Source organism: Gillisia sp. Hel1_33_143 (genome assembly GCF_900104765.1).
Taxonomy (GTDB): domain Bacteria; phylum Bacteroidota; class Bacteroidia; order Flavobacteriales; family Flavobacteriaceae; genus Gillisia.
Window position 1 is genome coordinate 3,246,005 of the sequence record NZ_LT629737.1, and the last position, 15,509, is coordinate 3,261,513.

The following is a 15,509-nucleotide window of genomic DNA, read 5'->3' on the forward strand; positions in this document are numbered from 1 at the left end:
ATATTCTTATAAACAGTTTAAGTAACAATTTCAGTTCATTGAGTAACACTTTGAAATTCTCGTAACTTTTTAATTTTTATAATTTTATCATATTTTTTCTGTGCTAAATAATAATATATAACAAAGAATAAGAAATACATTACCATGGATTTTTGTCTCATTATGATACCTAGATTCGACATTATAAAAGTCATTGCAAAGGAAGATAAAAAGAAAACCACCAAGCTCATTTTGACTACAACAGTAGAGCTTTTAATAAAACTTATAAAATCTTTTTTCAAAATTTTTATAAAAAGCAATAAGTAGATCAAATTCTCTACAGATGTAATTAATCCCAATAATCCTGGCGCGTCAAAGAAAAGCGGCCTGAACCAAAATGTAAATAATTTTAAAGGCAAAGGATAAGAAGACATATCCACTCCCGAACCTGAATTACCTAATGAAGCAGATCTATCGTCAGAAAAATTTTCAAAATCTGAGACTAAATCCTCTGAGCCATCTAAACCAGCTATTCCTAATATTTGGTCCTGAACAAGAATTAATCCTCCTATCATAAAAACGTAAATGAGCAATTTTTTACCCAATGAAATCTTCTCTTTCCCTGTCATATAACCCAATACTGTTCCTACTGCCACAAATAAGAAAACATGAGGTCTTATAAAATAAATAATTAGTGATCCTATAATTAAGGTAATTAATCTACCTTTTGGATTTTTTATGGCATATGCAAACATCATCAATCCCAAGAAAATTGGCGCACCTTTTCCTAAAGATGAAGTCCAAAAATGCATATTTGGAAAAAATAAAATTAATGTTAGTAAATCGAATTTTTTGAAAACCTTTATTTTTAAAGGAATATTTTCACGAAAAAATAAATAAGCATATAAAAACCCAAGGTATCCTAACCATGCATAGAACACCATCATCATCTCATAATTAAAATTCAAAATATTAATTATTGGCCACGAAAGAAAGTCTATAAATGTGGTACTGGTTCCAAAAAAATCCATCCATCCCATAATTGGATTTTGGGGTCGATCAAAATATAGTTTTGAATCTGAATTATTAAACAAAGCATACAAATAATATACTAACCAAAAAAATATGTGATAAACAAAAAGAATATTCATTAATTTTTTCGAAAAAAATGCATGCTTATTCTCAAAATAATTAAAAATCCCTTGATTTATCAAATGCAAAAAAATAATAAGAAAAATGGCTCCTAACATATTAAAATAATTCTAAATCACCAATAGTATAATTCCAATTATTAAGATCTAATAGCTCATCATTCATAGCTTTATCAAAATTTAGATTTCTCAACGTAAGAATGGGGCCAAGATTACCAGAAAGCTGTAAAATGTTAGGGAGCTTTTTAGAATTTGTTATAACATGAACATTCAAATTTTTAGTTAGAAGCTTAATTTCATCGTTCAATTTTTTTAAACCCTTTTTATCTATATATATTTGTTCTACAATTCTTAGTTCGTTAAATTTTTTATGCTTTTTAATATAAGTTGCTAAATAAAAATCATCATCCGATCTAACATCATATTTCTGCAAAGGATTATTTTCATACCTCCACGCTAAGTATTCCGAAGATTTCACACTAAATAATTCTGGTCTTGACGCATTAATAGCATTAAAATTTCTCACTAATTCATCAAATGAACTTTCATTTCTGTTTTTTTGAATAAAATATTGATGATCTTTTTTAGATCTTATAAAATTTATTGGATTTACCGGAGCTAAATGAACCTTAAGCTTATTGACTTTTTTCCAGTCCATTTTAATATAGCCAGGTAAACTTTGAGAATTTGGTGTATTAAAAATAAAATGATCTCCATTTTCTTTAGCAATTTCTAATGCTCGAAGGGTTAAATTTTTAAAGATACCTTTGCCTTGATAATTAGGATGTGTTGCGGTATCTACAGCTCTATAAGCCGAAAACACCTTATTACCCATTTGCCATTGCCAGCGCATAAACGCTCGAACACCAACTATTTTATCATCTTCTTCAGCTAAAAGAATTAGTGATTTACCAAATGGATTATCAAAGTGTTTAAACTGCCATATCTCCTCTGTTTTAGGAAGTTTAGATTCTCCTAAACTCGCTTTTAAAACAGAGATTATCTCTTTAGTATCAGAAGATGTACCTTCCCTAATAATCATAGATCAAGAATTTATTTTTGCTAACTAAAAATAGTTGTTACTTTTTTGTAACTAACAATTCTTCATATAATGCTTCTAAAGATTTAATCATTTTATTTAAACTAAATTCTTGAAGCACTCTTTCTCTTGCCGCTTTTTTGAAAGCTTCAAGCTCATTTGGATTATTTATTAATCTTAAACAAAGATCAGCTAATTTCTCCCATTCAGAAACGTCACAGGTTAATCCATTCTGCTCATGAATTATCACTTCTTTTATCCCTCCTGCATTAGTTGAAACTATTGCGCATTCCATGCTCATAGCCTCTAAAAGTGCAATTGGCAATCCCTCGAAAGAACTACTCATCATAAAGATATCCATTGCGGAAAAATAAGGTTTCACATTGGTTTTCAATCCAGTAAATTTTACTTTGTTCTGTAGATCCAATCGAATTAACTCAGCCATTATTTCTTCTTCCAATGGACCTGCACCAACTATTATTCCATAAACATTAGAATTTCTTAGGGTGATTTTTTTAAGTACTTGAAGCCACTCTACAATTCTTTTTTGAAATCTAAAAACAGCTACATTACCAATTACTATTGCATCTTTCGGAATTCCTAATTCAGTCTTTGCATCAATACCTATAGCACTATCTCTCCTAAATGATTCTGTATTTGCGCCATTTAAAAGTGTTCTTACGGGAATATTTGGATTAATATTCTTCTTAATTGAATTAGTTACATCTTCTGAAACCCCTAAGCCTAAGCTTTGCGAATTAAACGTAAATTGATTTATCTTTTTAGTAATTATATGATATCGCTCCTGCATATTATGCTCTGTATAAACAGTGGGTATTTTAGTTTTCTTATAAACAAGCCTACCTAAAAAACCAGCCCATGGGAGATGGCAGTGAATTACATCAATATTATTTCTCGTACAATAGTCAACTACACTCTTAAATTGTTTTAACAGCTGTATATTATTCTTAGCCGAGAAACAAGTTACTTTACCCCCAGCTTCTTCGATACTTGAAACCATTTGATCTTTCCAAGGAAGAAAATAAATGTAATGAAATTCAAATTTTGAGATATCATGAATTTTCAGGGTTTCCGGTAATAACATTTCTGCTCCACCTCTGCCCAATGATTTTATTATATGTAAAACCTTTATTTTTTGCATGTATTTAAAGTAAGGCGACAAATTTAAGTCATTTCAAAAAGAAGACAAGCTATTAAACAGAATTAAATAAATTAATAGAAAATATAGAACAGATTAGATAAAAAGTTTTGCTTTCACATTGTTATTGAAAATAGGCCTTATATACATCAGTAAATTCTTTTGCAATTTTTGAATTCATATATTTAGAATTTACCAAGTTAAACGCATTAGTTAATCTAATATCATTTTGATTATTAATTAGCTTTAAGAACTCATTAGCAAAATCTTCGATGTCATCTTTCTTCACTAAACTACCCGTATCCTTCGATATAATTTCGGAAATACCGCCAACATTATAAGCAATTACCGGAGTTTTACAGTACATTGCTTCTAAAAGAACTGCTGGCAATCCTTCAATATTACTAGGTAACATCAGTACACTAGCTCCAGAAATATATGGCAAAGGATTATGAACACCCTCATAAAAAGTTATGTGTTGATATAAATCCATCTCAATAGATTTATTTTCAATTCCTTTACGTAATGGACCTTCACCAAACAAATGCAAATGTGTATTAGGACATCTCTCTATTATCTTTTTAAAAATTAATAATAGTCCTGAATGATTTTTTTCACGAGTAAAAGAGCCCACGTGAATAATATTATATCTTTTAGCTCCCAATTCTATAGGTTTTTCACTATTAGACTCAATGCCTATGGGTATCACTATCGTCTTTAACTTTGTAAATGGAAAGAGATTATTTAAATCCTTCTTCGATGCATTAGATACAGATATAATTTCATAGACCTTCTTGAGTAAAAGGGAATTAATTAATTTTGAAAAAGTAGATTTGATATAATAACTAGAAGTACTAGCATTTCTGTAGAAGATAGGTTGTTTCCATCTAAATATCATTTTGGAAAATACTGCATACTTCAAAGTATCTGCAGCATTCGCTTGTACTACATCTGGCCTAAAATCTAAAATTGTTTGATTCAATTTTCTCCAACCAGCAATATCAAAATATCTATTTGATTTTTCAGATGAGAGATTACTTATTTTCTGCTGGAATGGCAATAATGCATCACCATCATATATACTAACCATTTCTACAATATGCCCTAATTCAATTAAATGATTAGAAAGTTGGCTTGCAAAGATCTCTGCTCCCCTATATTGTTTTTTTTGAATGATCTGTAATATTCTCATCTATTCAATTCTGCGCCCCAATTAATTATCGTGAATTAATCCACCATATAAATCTTCGAATTTCTGAGCATTTTTTAATGGATTAAACTCTTGAACTACTAAATTATACGCATTAGCCCCCAGTTCAGTTTTTAAATCCTGGTTATTAATTATTTTGAGTAAGGTATTTTTAAATTCATCCTGATTAAAATCGTCTATTATGAATCCGGTTTTTCCATTCTCAAGAACCTCACAAACTCCTCCAACATTGGTAGCTATAGAAGGAACATGTTGACTTCCCGCTTCCAGAATCACTCCCGGAACACCTTCTACTTTACTTGCAAGAACAAAACAATCTGAAGATGCTAAAAGTTCTGGAATATCCTTTCTAAAACCTAAAAGAAATACGGTGTTTTTTAAGTTTCTCTTAATTATTTCTTCTTGAATAAAACTGAATAGTACGCCATTTCCAACACAAACCAATTTTAAATTTTGCTGAGTTAACTTTATGTCTTCAAAAATATCCAACAAGAATATGTGATTTTTTTCCGGACTAAAATTACCAATATGTATAGCAATCTTATCATCTTTCTGAAGATTCAATTGAGCTCTTAACTTTTGTGATTCAATAGATTTATCAACTTTTTTAATTGGAATTCCCCTTCTTATAACCGTTGTTTTTTCTTTTGGATAATCAAAAGTTTTTATAAAATCATTAATTGCTTCTTCACCAACTGAAGTTACATGATCAATCTTTTTAAAGATCTGCTTATATAAATCTTTTTTAATCCCATCAGATACCCATTCGCTTATCATACTTATATTACGATAAACTATTGGAGTTTTCGGAATAAAGTAAGACGCTACAACCATATACTTTAAAGTATCGGAACCATTACACTGAATAATTTCTGGTTTGGTTTTCTTTATAAGATTCACTAATTTCAAAACCAAGGCTACAGAAAAACTCCCACTTTTATCACCTACCAGATCATAATTATCTGCATTATCTACATTTAAAATGTTATCATCATTTTTATATAAACCAGCGAAAATTATTTCATGCCCTAAACCTATTAATTCTGAACTAAGATTTGCTGCAAAAACTTCTGCACCACGATATTGGCGTTTGGTAACTAATTGAAGAATTTTCATCTTAGACTTCCATTTTTAGAACATCATTATACATTTGAAACATTTCAGCATTTATAGTATTCAAATCAAAATTTTCCTTGAATCTTTTATATGAGTAATTCCCCAATTTTTCTCTAAGTGTTTCATCATTACGCAGCTTTAGAATATTCATGGCAAGTGCTTGATAATCTCCTGGTTGAGAGAATAAAGCACCTTGATCTGATCCAACAACTTCTTTCAAAACTGGAATATTAGAACAAATACAAGGGAGTTTAGCAGAGAAAGCCTCTAATAAAGCCCCACCTAAGCCTTCATAATAAGAAGGGAAAATAAAAGCATCAGCATCTACCAATCTCTTTTCTACATCATTTACAAAACCATGTATCTTAACCTGATCACTCAAATTCTTAGTAGAAATATAATTAAGTATTTTTTTTGTGTATTGCCCCTCTCTTCCTAAAATCTGCAACTTGATATTAGTAATATCATATTCTTCTTTTAAAAAATTTATAGCATATAAAATATCAATCTGACCTTTAGCGAATTCTTGCCTCCCAGTGTTTAGTAAATGAAAATCATTATTTTTAGAAGAAGATTTTACATTTGTATTTTCTTTCCTCCCTCTATAGATAATCCTATAATTATCATTTATTTTAAATAAAGGTAAATAATGATGATAAACCTCTTTAGTTATGGCATGGTAGAAAATATCTGAGGTTAATCTTGCTGTCCACTCATCAACTTTTTTAGCAAGCTGAAATTTCTGCCAAGAGAGTTCACTATCTTTTTTTCTTTCCAAAGAATAGGGAGTATTAACAAGACTTTGAATTACTTTACCTTTGCTAACAAAAAATCTGGATAATCTCAATATCAGATTAGATTCTGCTAAGACAGAATGAATAATATCCGGATTTTCATCCTTTACAATTTGTGAAACAAATTTTATCTTTGACCTTAAATTATTACTACCTTCATAATACACAGTGTGTATTCCAAAATTATTAACCTCATCTTCCAGCCCTATCTTTTTATGCTTCAAACAAACAATTTGTAAATTTACATCATCCCTTAATTGAAGAAATTTCGCAAATTCTACCATTGACCTTTCCGCCCCACCAGCTCCCAGAGAATTAATTAAAATTATTATTTTCATAAATTTTATAAATCTATTTATAAGCGACCTTCCAGATCACCTGAAGAAAACTGTAAATCTTCTATTATTTTTAAATTATCATCCCGGTACACTACAACAGAATTCCCTCTTCGTTTAGAGAATCTTAAATGTAATTTCTCATTATCTAAATAATAAAGCAAAAATACCTTATTAATTTTTGCCAGTTTACTTAGAGAAGCTTTCATAAGGTTTTGATCTCCAATGTAGTCAATCAAAATTAATGTTTTTATTCCTTTAAGGGTTTCCAATCTAAATATTACTAGAGCGGATGCACCATAAGCATTTATTAATACTATCTGGTAATCATTATCTATATAACGCCAATCTAAATATTCTTTAGAAAGGTTAGTTTTAAACCCTTTGTTATTTATACTTAGTTCACTAATATCCACATCACCATTTCTAACATTCTTTACAGTTATTTCACCACTCATGGAAGGAAAAATAATTCCAAACTTAAAATTTAAATTTTCTTCGTAATATTTCCATCCCATCTTAATATAACCAGGTAAACTATTGTTATTAGGAGTATTAAAAACCAAATCATAGCTATCTTTGAATTTAGCCAATCCTGTCATGGTTAGATCTTTAAATAAACCTTTACCTCTATAATCTGGATGAATTATAGTATCTACGGGACGAATCGCTTTAACTATCGTTCCTTCCTTCATAAATTCCCAAAACATGAACATCCTAACTCCTACTATCTTTTTTTGGTCACAAGCCACTAGTCCTAATGATTTTCCAAAAGGATTCTCATAGTGCTTCCATAAAAATGAAGCCTCAGTGTTTTTATCACTAAGGCCTAGATGGATTAGATCAATGATCTCTGGAACATCCGTAGAGTATTCAATTTCTCTAAATGAGATCATACAATTCTATTTTTCAAGGTCATTAATTTAGAGTGCAAACCAGAGATTTTAACTTTAAACTCATTCAATTCTGTATCTGAATTCACTCGTATTCTAGAAATCCTCATAGGATTAATATCTTTTTTATTTAATTTATGATCAAATAAAAAGGCCATATCTATACCGTTATTTTTTAGAATCTCTTCAGATTCTTTATCCCAATTACCATTGGGATATGCAAATATTTTACCCCCTGGAAGTTGCCATTTTTCAAAACTTGCCAGAGACAATTTTAGATCATTATTCAATTCCTGATCAGTACATTTATTAACCATTGGATGAGTATGTGTATGATTTCCAATGAACATTTTTCCATTTTGCATCTTTAACATATCATCTATAGTTAGCTGTCTAGAAGCAACAGGATCCAGTTTTTCTAAATAAGCTACTCTTTCAGAATTCGACATTTTTTTTAGGCTATTAACAACCACTCTAGATTCTGCATATGATTTCCCTTGGTTTTGTAATGCTATTTCCACCCACCTACACCAAAAAGTGTTCGCAGAATTTATAAGTCCAGTAATGACAAACATTACAGATGGCAGATCGTATTTTCGCAATATTGGCAAACCATGATCCAGTACAGAGACATCACCATCATCAAATGTTATTAATAATGAATTTTTAGTTAGAATTTTTCCATCATAAAGGTATGCATGCAAATCATTTACACTAATAATATTATATTTTGATTTAACCAAAAACTTTATTTGAGCTTCAAATTTATTAGAATCAATTATATCATGATACGCTAGAACTCTTAAATTACAAGATTCTGGTAAAAATAAATTAGAGATGAAATTGAGAAATTTGTATGATTTAGATTTCATTATTAGTAAGTTTTACCTAATTTTCTTCGATAAGCATCCATTACCGCATTTAGCATAAATTTTGAATTTTCAGTACCGTATTTCCAACCTTTTAGATAACCAAATGGAATTTTAATTAAAGCCCTTAGCGCAATTTTTTTGGCTAATTTCTTTTTATCGAAAGTGTTATTTAACATATAGATTAAATTCCTATAAGAATAGTAATCTCTTTTTAAATTAGATATACTTTTTTTCGGTATTAAAGATCTAGTCGAATTAATATTTAGCCGATTACTATGAACCCGATGCTTTAAAAGTGAATTCCCATTAACAACAATTCGAAATCCCTTTAATTTCAAACGTTGTAAAAACTCAAATTCTTCAAAACCAAAAAATAACTCCGGATTAGGATAAATACCGGTATTGCGAATAACCTTCGCATTGATAATAAGATTATGATTACCTCCTATTGAATCGCAATCTAAAACTCCATCACATTCCGAATCTTTAAATCTCTCTCTTAATCCAGTTTTATAATTAAATTTAGAACCTACAGAACCAATAGCAGCTATATTATTATCAGAATTGTCTGCTAAACATAATAGCTCCTGAAATTCATCCAGAAATATTGGAGGGTCATCATCATCACCCCAATACACCCAATCAAATCCATGCTGAACTAAATATTCCAATCCTATTTTTGCTGCACCTGCAGGACCAGAATTATGTCCAACACGTAGATAGATTATCTTCGGATTATCCAAATTAGATATTAATTCCTCCGTATTGGAATTATCACTATTATCCACCACAAGTAACTTTAAAGGGGATAATGTTTGATCAAAAATTGAATTAATGGTATTTTCAATTTGCTCAGATCTATTATAAGTCATTATAAAACCTGCAAAATATTTATTTTTGTCATTCATAAGCTATTTTAGAAATTATAGCATCTAGTTGAAACTTTAAATAATAGTTTTCTTAAGATTTGAATAAATTGTATTTAAATATCCTTAAAATCTTTTTAAGAGATGGTTTTGATTTTAAGGATTCCCATGCATAATGATTCGCTTCTTTTTTCAAACCAATCTTGTAGGCATTAAAAGCAACAATACCTTCATAGTTGCTTTTAATAGTTGGCCTTAACTTAAAAAAATTATAATGCTTAGTAAGAGTTCTTTTACATCCCAAGTATTTAGCTTTATTATTATATCTAATTCTATCACCTAAATGAATATGTATTTTTAAATGCGATTCTTTGATATTAAAAATCTTAATGTTATTTAGGTCGAGATATGGAATTAAACGAATTGATAATTCGGTATGTTGTCCTGAACGAAGTTCATTGTCAAAACCACCTATTGCTGTGAAAATTTGTTTTTTCAATAAGTAACTTCCCCCGTTTGTAAATTGCCCTTCATGATTCTCAAACAAGTCCTCTAGCTTACCTGGTAGTTTTATTTCTACTAATTTACCCGATTCATCAAGGATTTCCAATCCACAACACACTACACTGGCGTCATTCAAATCAATAACCTTAATGTACTCTTGCAACCAATCTTTATCGGCCTCATCATCGCTGTCAAGAAAAGTTACAAATTCTCCAGTAGAGTGCTGAACACCAACATTTCTTGAATGAGCAGCTCCAGAATTTATTTTATTTACATACTTAATTCGTTCATCCTTTAAAAAAGGGGATATAACTTCTTCAGTATTATCTGTAGATCCATCATCTACAATAATTAGTTCCCAATCTTCAAAGCTCTGATTTTTAATGCTCCTGATAGCACGACTAATTAAATTTGCGCGATTATGTGTAGGTATAGTTATAGAAATTTTAGGCATATTTTGTAATTATTAATTGAAAAATATGTGGAATTTTTAGGAAAGTTCTTGAAGTGATACAAGTTTCTTAAAATAAATTGAGCTATCGTATAGTTCTTGAAAACTACCTTGTTCTTCAATTCTTCCTTTATTCATTATTACAATTTTATCGGCATTTTTAATCGTAGAAATACGATGAGCCACTATTAAAATGGTATAGTCCCCTTGTAAATTATCCATATTTTTTTGTATCTCTTTCTCAGTTTCAGAGTCCAAAGCGCTAGTAGCTTCATCTAGAATAAGAATTTCAACATCCTTATACAGCTCTCTGGCAATAGAAATACGCTGTTTTTGTCCTCCGCTTAGATTACTACCAAAACTGCCTAATAAAGTGTTTTCTCTTTCTTCTTGTTCCTGAACAAATTCATAAATAGCTGCCTTTTTAATAGCATTAGTAAATTTAAGAATATTAACCTCAGACTTTTCATCCCAAAAAGTAATATTATTAAATATTGTGTCGTTAAAAATTACTGGGTCTTGAGTTATATACCCAATTCTAGACTGATATGAAGTAAGATTCAGTTCCGATATAAAATTTTTATTGATTATTATTTCACCCTGATCTATTGGTAAAAGTCCGGCTATTAAATTTACCAAAGTTGTTTTCCCACTACCACTTTCTCCAACAAAAGCAATAGTCTTATGTCTTGGAATATCTAAGCTAACCCCATTTATTATAGTGTTAGGACCATAATTAAAAATAACCTTATTTAATTTTATTTTAGAAATCTCGTCCCTAATTACTACCGAGCCTTTCTCCTCTTTATTAAGTTTTAATTCTTCACTAAAACGAGACATATTCTCCATAGATCCAGAAACGGCCAAGAATTTATTCCATTGATTTTGCATTTGCATTAAAAAATTCAAAGCTCTGTAAAAGAATAATAAACTAATTAAGATTGGCCCTAGAGATGAACCTAAAAGAGAAGTTTGAATATAAATAACTGTTACAACCACTAACACTACAATAGGCTCCCTAGATGCAGTTAAAAATGCCCCTAATTTACCAATCCTCACATTGCTCGTCTCAATCTTATCAATTGAACTTTTCAACTTATTAGAATATTTAGATATACTACCTGTAGCTTTTAAATATTTAAAATTTGAAACATGTTGTATTACCAAACTTTGAAAAACATTATTCTCACCAGTTAGTTTCCTCGATGCACCTTTGGTGTTTTTATAAATCTTTTTATAAACAAAATTTGTTAAAATACCTCCAGCAGAAACTAATAACGCAAATTTAGTATCAATTGTAAAAGCAAAATACATATATACAACCACCATTATTCCCGCTTGAAAAGCAGTAAAATAGGTCAAAAATGCCCGTGCAACACGATCTACTTCCCCTGTCATAGTATTCTGGATTCTTCCAGGGTCCGAACTTATAAAGTATTTAAATGCCAAATTATTTAATCTTCTAAGATTGGTAAACCTAATTTTGGTTATAAATTGCTGTTGTACATTAACCTTATACACTTCATATAAGTAAACTACTATACTCTTAGCAATAAAAAAACAAGCCATGAGTAAAAGTATTCTTACTAGAGTAAGATCAATATTTAAATCTGTTATAAACCTTAGTAAAAAATTTAAATTTTCTGAACTCGCGCTTTGTGTACCGCCAGTATCACTAACCATAGTTAACAATGGTAAGAACATTGTTAGTCCTAGTCCATCCAGAAAACCAATTAAAACACTTAATAATAAAATTATGAAGACTTTGTATTTCAAAGCTCTGTAAAAATAAACCAGACTTTCAAAATATTTTTCTATTAGTTTTTTCAAAATTTAAAATTTATTAAAGAAAATTCGTCCCCAAATTATCCAATTTTTAATGTTCAACTTTTCATAATAACAATTTTCATAAAAAGTAGTTATTCCGTCTGAAATTGAATTTACATTGAAATTTTCATGAAATATTTCCCTTGGGAAATTTTCATCATACACTTCAGATACCAATAAATTTTCTGATAACTCTACTCGTTCTGAAAAATTATAATGTAACATCGCTTTCCAGTTATCTTTAGATAATCTTACCAGACCATGTTTCTTGGTTGGTACTGCAATATTACCACCAGTGTAACAAGCCTCCATTGTTGTTCTTCCATTAGTTACTTTAATATCAGCAATTGACAATAAAGATTTTGGATTATTAGTAAACTTTGGAGAATCTATAATGAAAATGTTTTTTAAGCCTTCATAATCAGTTAAATCTAAACTTTGATCTCTGTGACCTATTAATAATAATTTTACATGACTATTGTGGGAATAACTATTTCGAAAAAAATTTATAGTAGCTATAATACCATCTTTATAATAAGAATTAAGTCGTCCAATTCTTAGTATAATAAAATCATCCCTCTTAAAATTAATTAAGTCCTTCAAAGAATTACACAAGGCCTCATCTTGTTCAAAAGGTAAGATTCGATTGGGAAAATATCCCAAGTTCATAATTGGGTAGTCAAAATTGTCTCTATGCTGTTCTAAAAATTCAAAATTCTCATTAGAGATTGCAATAACATTATGAAAATGATTTGATTTAAATCCTGAATTTCCTTTTCCACATTTGGTAAAAACAGTTTTACTTTTTGCGATTACCTGAGATAAATATGTTAAAAAAAGTACATTATTACCAAAAACATGAACTATAGCAGGCTTTAATTTAAATAAATACTTTAAATAATGATATAAGGAAATAATTTTACCAAAAAATCCAGAGGTATTTAAAAAAATATGATTAGATCCTAAAATTTGAGCTACAGCTTCAGAATCAAAATCCCCAATTACGAAGAAAAATACATCATGTTTAAAAGACATAGCCTTGGCAATAGTGGCTGCACTATGAAAACTACCTCCCTTCCCAGTGTTACGTTTTTTTAAATTCGCAATTATATAAAATAAGGTCATTATTTACACTATATAATACGCTGTTCTACTTCCAAATTAATCTTGTATTCTTGATAAACTTTTTCCTGAATCTTTTTAATAAGATTTAACACATCTTCTCCAGTAGCATTATTATAATTAATAATGAAACCTGCATGCTTTGTAGAAACCTGAGCGCCACCTACTGTAAAACCTTTTAGACCCAATTCCTCAATCATTGTGCCAACATAATGACCTTCCGGCCTTTTAAAAACACTCCCGGCATTAGGATAGTCTTTAGGTTGCTTAGCCCATCTTGAAGTCTTAATATCATCCATTTTCTCTCTAATTATAACTGGATCTCCCGGAATTAATTCTAACCAAACTTTCAACACAATTTTATTAGTGTTTTTTTGGAAAAATGAATTTCTATATTCAAAACTGGCTTCATCTTTCGTGATTTCCTTAATTTTTAAATCATCTAGATCTAAATATCTAGCCCTTAAAAAATGATCTTTGATTTCAGAACCACTTGCCCCAGCATTCATTACGATTGCACCACCAAGTGAGCTCGGAATGTCATAAAACACTTCCAAACCTGAAAGATTATGAGCTAATGCTAATTCACTCATTTTTTTCATTTCGATTCCAGCTTCAGCTTCAATTATATTACCTGTAACTTTGTATTGGGCAAATGTTTCCCCAATTAGCAAAAAATCTTCCTCATAATATTTTTTGGACAGAATTACATTATATCCACCTCCTAAAATAATTTTCCTACTATCTCTATGAACGGTATATAATTCTATAAAATCATCCTCGTTTTGTGGGAGAAAAGCTCTTTTACAGAAAGCTTCAATTCTATAATTGTTATAAAGAGTTAAATCTTGATTCTCTTTTAATATCATTTTTGATCTGTAATTTCAATTTGCACACCTAATTCTGATAGCTTTTTCTGAAGATTATTATAACCTCTAAGCGCCATATCCACATTGTTAATTACAGATACTCCATCACTTAACAAAGCTGCAATAACCAAAGCCATACTGCCTCTTAAATCGGTGGAAGTAACCTCTGCAGCAGTTGGAACGATATCACTATCCCCTCGTGTAGTAATCTTCCCGCTTTCAAATGTTAATCTATCATTATAAAACTTAGAAAGTTCTTCACAATATTTAATTCTCTCCGGGTATCTATAATCAAATATTCTACTAAAACCATCTGCATGAAGACCTAGTAAAGTATAGAATGGTTGCATATCAGAAATAATACCAGGATGTGTACCTGTTGCTAATTCAAAAGGTTGAATAATTCCATTAACTAAGCAATCATCAGAAATTCTAATATTCTTACTATTTCGATAAAAATCAATACCTGCTTCCTTTAAGTGCAATAGCGGAATGTCCATTGTTGAAAATGGAACGTCTAAAATAGTAATATCTCCTTTAGAAAGGATTCCATAAACCATCCAAGTTAGAGCTTCAATTCTATCTGGCATAATAGAGTATATAGAACCTGGAATATAGCTTTGTCCTTCAATCTGAATAAAACTATTACCCACTACCTTGATATTAACCCCTGAAGCCCTTAAAAAATTTATTAGATCTTCTACCTCTGGTGATATATACGCATTTCTAATTGTAGTTAAACCTTTAGCAATAGCTCCACAAATAAGTGCAGATTCTGTTCCGCCAATGGTAGAGATAGGGAAATTTATATCAGTACCTATAAAACCCTCTGAAATAACTTCAATATGATCTTCAAACTCTTCAACTTTAGCGCCTAGTTTCTCCCAAACCATCATGTGCAAGTCATAACCTCGTTGTCCGATCTTACAACCACCTGGATAGGGTATTTTAGCTTTTCCATCTTTTTTAATCAAACCTGGAACTAACAAATATGTAGTTCTAAATGCATAATTATAATGATCTAAATTTTCACTAGATAATTTTGATGAATCAATTTTAACCTGATCATTATCCCTATCTATATTTAAGATTCCTCCAATATCTTGTATATATTCAAATTTGAAATTAGCATCCACCAACTCCGTTGGAAAATTATTTAAAATAACCTCCTTATCGCAAATTAAAGATGCAGCTAATAATTTTGTTGCTGAATTCTTTGCACCACTTACTTTAACTTGGCCTTTTGGAATTTGACCTCCGGTTATACTAGCCTTTTTAATATTCATTTCTTATTAATCTTTAATTTTTTCAAAAATAACTAA

General features: G+C 29.9%; 14 protein-coding genes. All 14 read right to left on the bottom strand.

All coding sequences use genetic code 11. The features are described from left to right. Positions 1–35: 35 nt before the first annotated feature. The 14 genes from BLT84_RS15100 to BLT84_RS15165 all read right to left on the bottom strand — a co-directional run bounded on the left by BLT84_RS15100 (position 36) and on the right by BLT84_RS15165 (position 15,473). Positions 36–1,229 carry a hypothetical protein gene (locus tag BLT84_RS15100; protein WP_091267505.1) on the bottom strand — a complete coding sequence of 398 codons (1,194 nt, stop codon included), beginning with the start codon at positions 1,227–1,229 and terminating at the stop codon, positions 36–38. Position 1,230: 1 nt separating this feature from the next. Further along, the gene (locus BLT84_RS15105; protein WP_091267509.1) at positions 1,231–2,172 is read right to left on the bottom strand and encodes a GNAT family N-acetyltransferase; all 942 of its coding nucleotides are present in this window, start codon (positions 2,170–2,172) and stop codon (positions 1,231–1,233) included. A gap of 37 nt (positions 2,173–2,209) precedes the next feature. Next, positions 2,210–3,331 carry a glycosyltransferase gene (locus BLT84_RS15110; RefSeq protein ID WP_091267511.1) on the bottom strand — a complete coding sequence of 374 codons (1,122 nt, stop codon included), beginning with the start codon at positions 3,329–3,331 and terminating at the stop codon, positions 2,210–2,212. A gap of 121 nt (positions 3,332–3,452) precedes the next feature. Beyond that, positions 3,453–4,520 (bottom strand): glycosyltransferase, encoded by a 1,068-nt coding sequence (locus tag BLT84_RS15115; RefSeq protein ID WP_091267514.1) that lies wholly within the window; start codon positions 4,518–4,520, stop codon positions 3,453–3,455. A gap of 21 nt (positions 4,521–4,541) precedes the next feature. Further along, on the bottom strand, positions 4,542–5,654 hold the full coding sequence (locus BLT84_RS15120; protein ID WP_091267517.1) for a glycosyltransferase family 4 protein: 1,113 nt from the start codon (positions 5,652–5,654) through the stop codon (positions 4,542–4,544). 1 nt (position 5,655) lies between these two features. Then, complete coding sequence (locus tag BLT84_RS15125) at positions 5,656–6,786, bottom strand: glycosyltransferase family 4 protein (RefSeq protein WP_091267520.1); 1,131 nt, start codon at positions 6,784–6,786, stop codon at positions 5,656–5,658. Between the two features lie 17 nt (positions 6,787–6,803). Then, positions 6,804–7,679 (bottom strand): GNAT family N-acetyltransferase, encoded by an 876-nt coding sequence (locus BLT84_RS15130; RefSeq protein WP_091267523.1) that lies wholly within the window; start codon positions 7,677–7,679, stop codon positions 6,804–6,806. Next, positions 7,676–8,548 carry a polysaccharide deacetylase family protein gene (locus tag BLT84_RS15135; RefSeq protein WP_091267526.1) on the bottom strand — a complete coding sequence of 291 codons (873 nt, stop codon included), beginning with the start codon at positions 8,546–8,548 and terminating at the stop codon, positions 7,676–7,678. The genes BLT84_RS15130 and BLT84_RS15135 overlap by 4 nt, the downstream gene beginning before the upstream one ends. A gap of 2 nt (positions 8,549–8,550) precedes the next feature. Next, positions 8,551–9,456, bottom strand: a complete 906-nt coding sequence (locus tag BLT84_RS15140; RefSeq protein WP_091267530.1) for a glycosyltransferase — start codon at positions 9,454–9,456, stop codon at positions 8,551–8,553. 52 nt (positions 9,457–9,508) lie between these two features. After that, positions 9,509–10,372: a glycosyltransferase family 2 protein gene (locus BLT84_RS15145; RefSeq protein ID WP_034888141.1), complete on the bottom strand. Its 864-nt coding sequence runs from the start codon at positions 10,370–10,372 to the stop codon at positions 9,509–9,511. 36 nt (positions 10,373–10,408) lie between these two features. After that, a complete protein-coding gene (locus BLT84_RS15150; RefSeq protein WP_231929363.1) occupies positions 10,409–12,199 on the bottom strand; it encodes an ABC transporter ATP-binding protein in 1,791 nt (596 codons plus the stop codon). 3 nt (positions 12,200–12,202) lie between these two features. Further along, positions 12,203–13,321 carry a hypothetical protein gene (locus tag BLT84_RS15155; RefSeq protein ID WP_091267534.1) on the bottom strand — a complete coding sequence of 373 codons (1,119 nt, stop codon included), beginning with the start codon at positions 13,319–13,321 and terminating at the stop codon, positions 12,203–12,205. A gap of 8 nt (positions 13,322–13,329) precedes the next feature. Then, positions 13,330–14,187, bottom strand: coding sequence for a UDP-N-acetylmuramate dehydrogenase (gene murB, locus BLT84_RS15160; protein WP_091267537.1), 858 nt, complete (start codon positions 14,185–14,187; stop codon positions 13,330–13,332). Then, on the bottom strand, positions 14,184–15,473 hold the full coding sequence (locus tag BLT84_RS15165) for a UDP-N-acetylglucosamine 1-carboxyvinyltransferase (RefSeq protein WP_091267540.1): 1,290 nt from the start codon (positions 15,471–15,473) through the stop codon (positions 14,184–14,186). Before BLT84_RS15165 ends, murB begins: the two co-directional genes overlap by 4 nt. Positions 15,474–15,509 lie beyond the last annotated feature (36 nt).

What these genes read in the sequence shown, in the direction of transcription:
- BLT84_RS15130 (WP_091267523.1), bottom strand. Translation starts at nt 7,679, where the DNA reads ATGATCTCATTTAGAGAAATTGAATACTCTACGGATGTTCCAGAGATC.
- BLT84_RS15115 (WP_091267514.1), bottom strand. Translation starts at nt 4,520, where the DNA reads ATGAGAATATTACAGATCATTCAAAAAAAACAATATAGGGGAGCAGAG.
- BLT84_RS15135 (WP_091267526.1), bottom strand. Translation starts at nt 8,548, where the DNA reads ATGAAATCTAAATCATACAAATTTCTCAATTTCATCTCTAATTTATTT.
- BLT84_RS15100 (WP_091267505.1), bottom strand. Translation starts at nt 1,229, where the DNA reads ATGTTAGGAGCCATTTTTCTTATTATTTTTTTGCATTTGATAAATCAA.
- BLT84_RS15105 (WP_091267509.1), bottom strand. Translation starts at nt 2,172, where the DNA reads ATGATTATTAGGGAAGGTACATCTTCTGATACTAAAGAGATAATCTCT.
- BLT84_RS15110 (WP_091267511.1), bottom strand. Translation starts at nt 3,331, where the DNA reads ATGCAAAAAATAAAGGTTTTACATATAATAAAATCATTGGGCAGAGGT.
- murB (WP_091267537.1), bottom strand. Translation starts at nt 14,187, where the DNA reads ATGATATTAAAAGAGAATCAAGATTTAACTCTTTATAACAATTATAGA.
- BLT84_RS15140 (WP_091267530.1), bottom strand. Translation starts at nt 9,456, where the DNA reads ATGAATGACAAAAATAAATATTTTGCAGGTTTTATAATGACTTATAAT.
- BLT84_RS15155 (WP_091267534.1), bottom strand. Translation starts at nt 13,321, where the DNA reads ATGACCTTATTTTATATAATTGCGAATTTAAAAAAACGTAACACTGGG.
- BLT84_RS15120 (WP_091267517.1), bottom strand. Translation starts at nt 5,654, where the DNA reads ATGAAAATTCTTCAATTAGTTACCAAACGCCAATATCGTGGTGCAGAA.
- BLT84_RS15165 (WP_091267540.1), bottom strand. Translation starts at nt 15,473, where the DNA reads ATGAATATTAAAAAGGCTAGTATAACCGGAGGTCAAATTCCAAAAGGC.
- BLT84_RS15145 (WP_034888141.1), bottom strand. Translation starts at nt 10,372, where the DNA reads ATGCCTAAAATTTCTATAACTATACCTACACATAATCGCGCAAATTTA.
- BLT84_RS15125 (WP_091267520.1), bottom strand. Translation starts at nt 6,786, where the DNA reads ATGAAAATAATAATTTTAATTAATTCTCTGGGAGCTGGTGGGGCGGAA.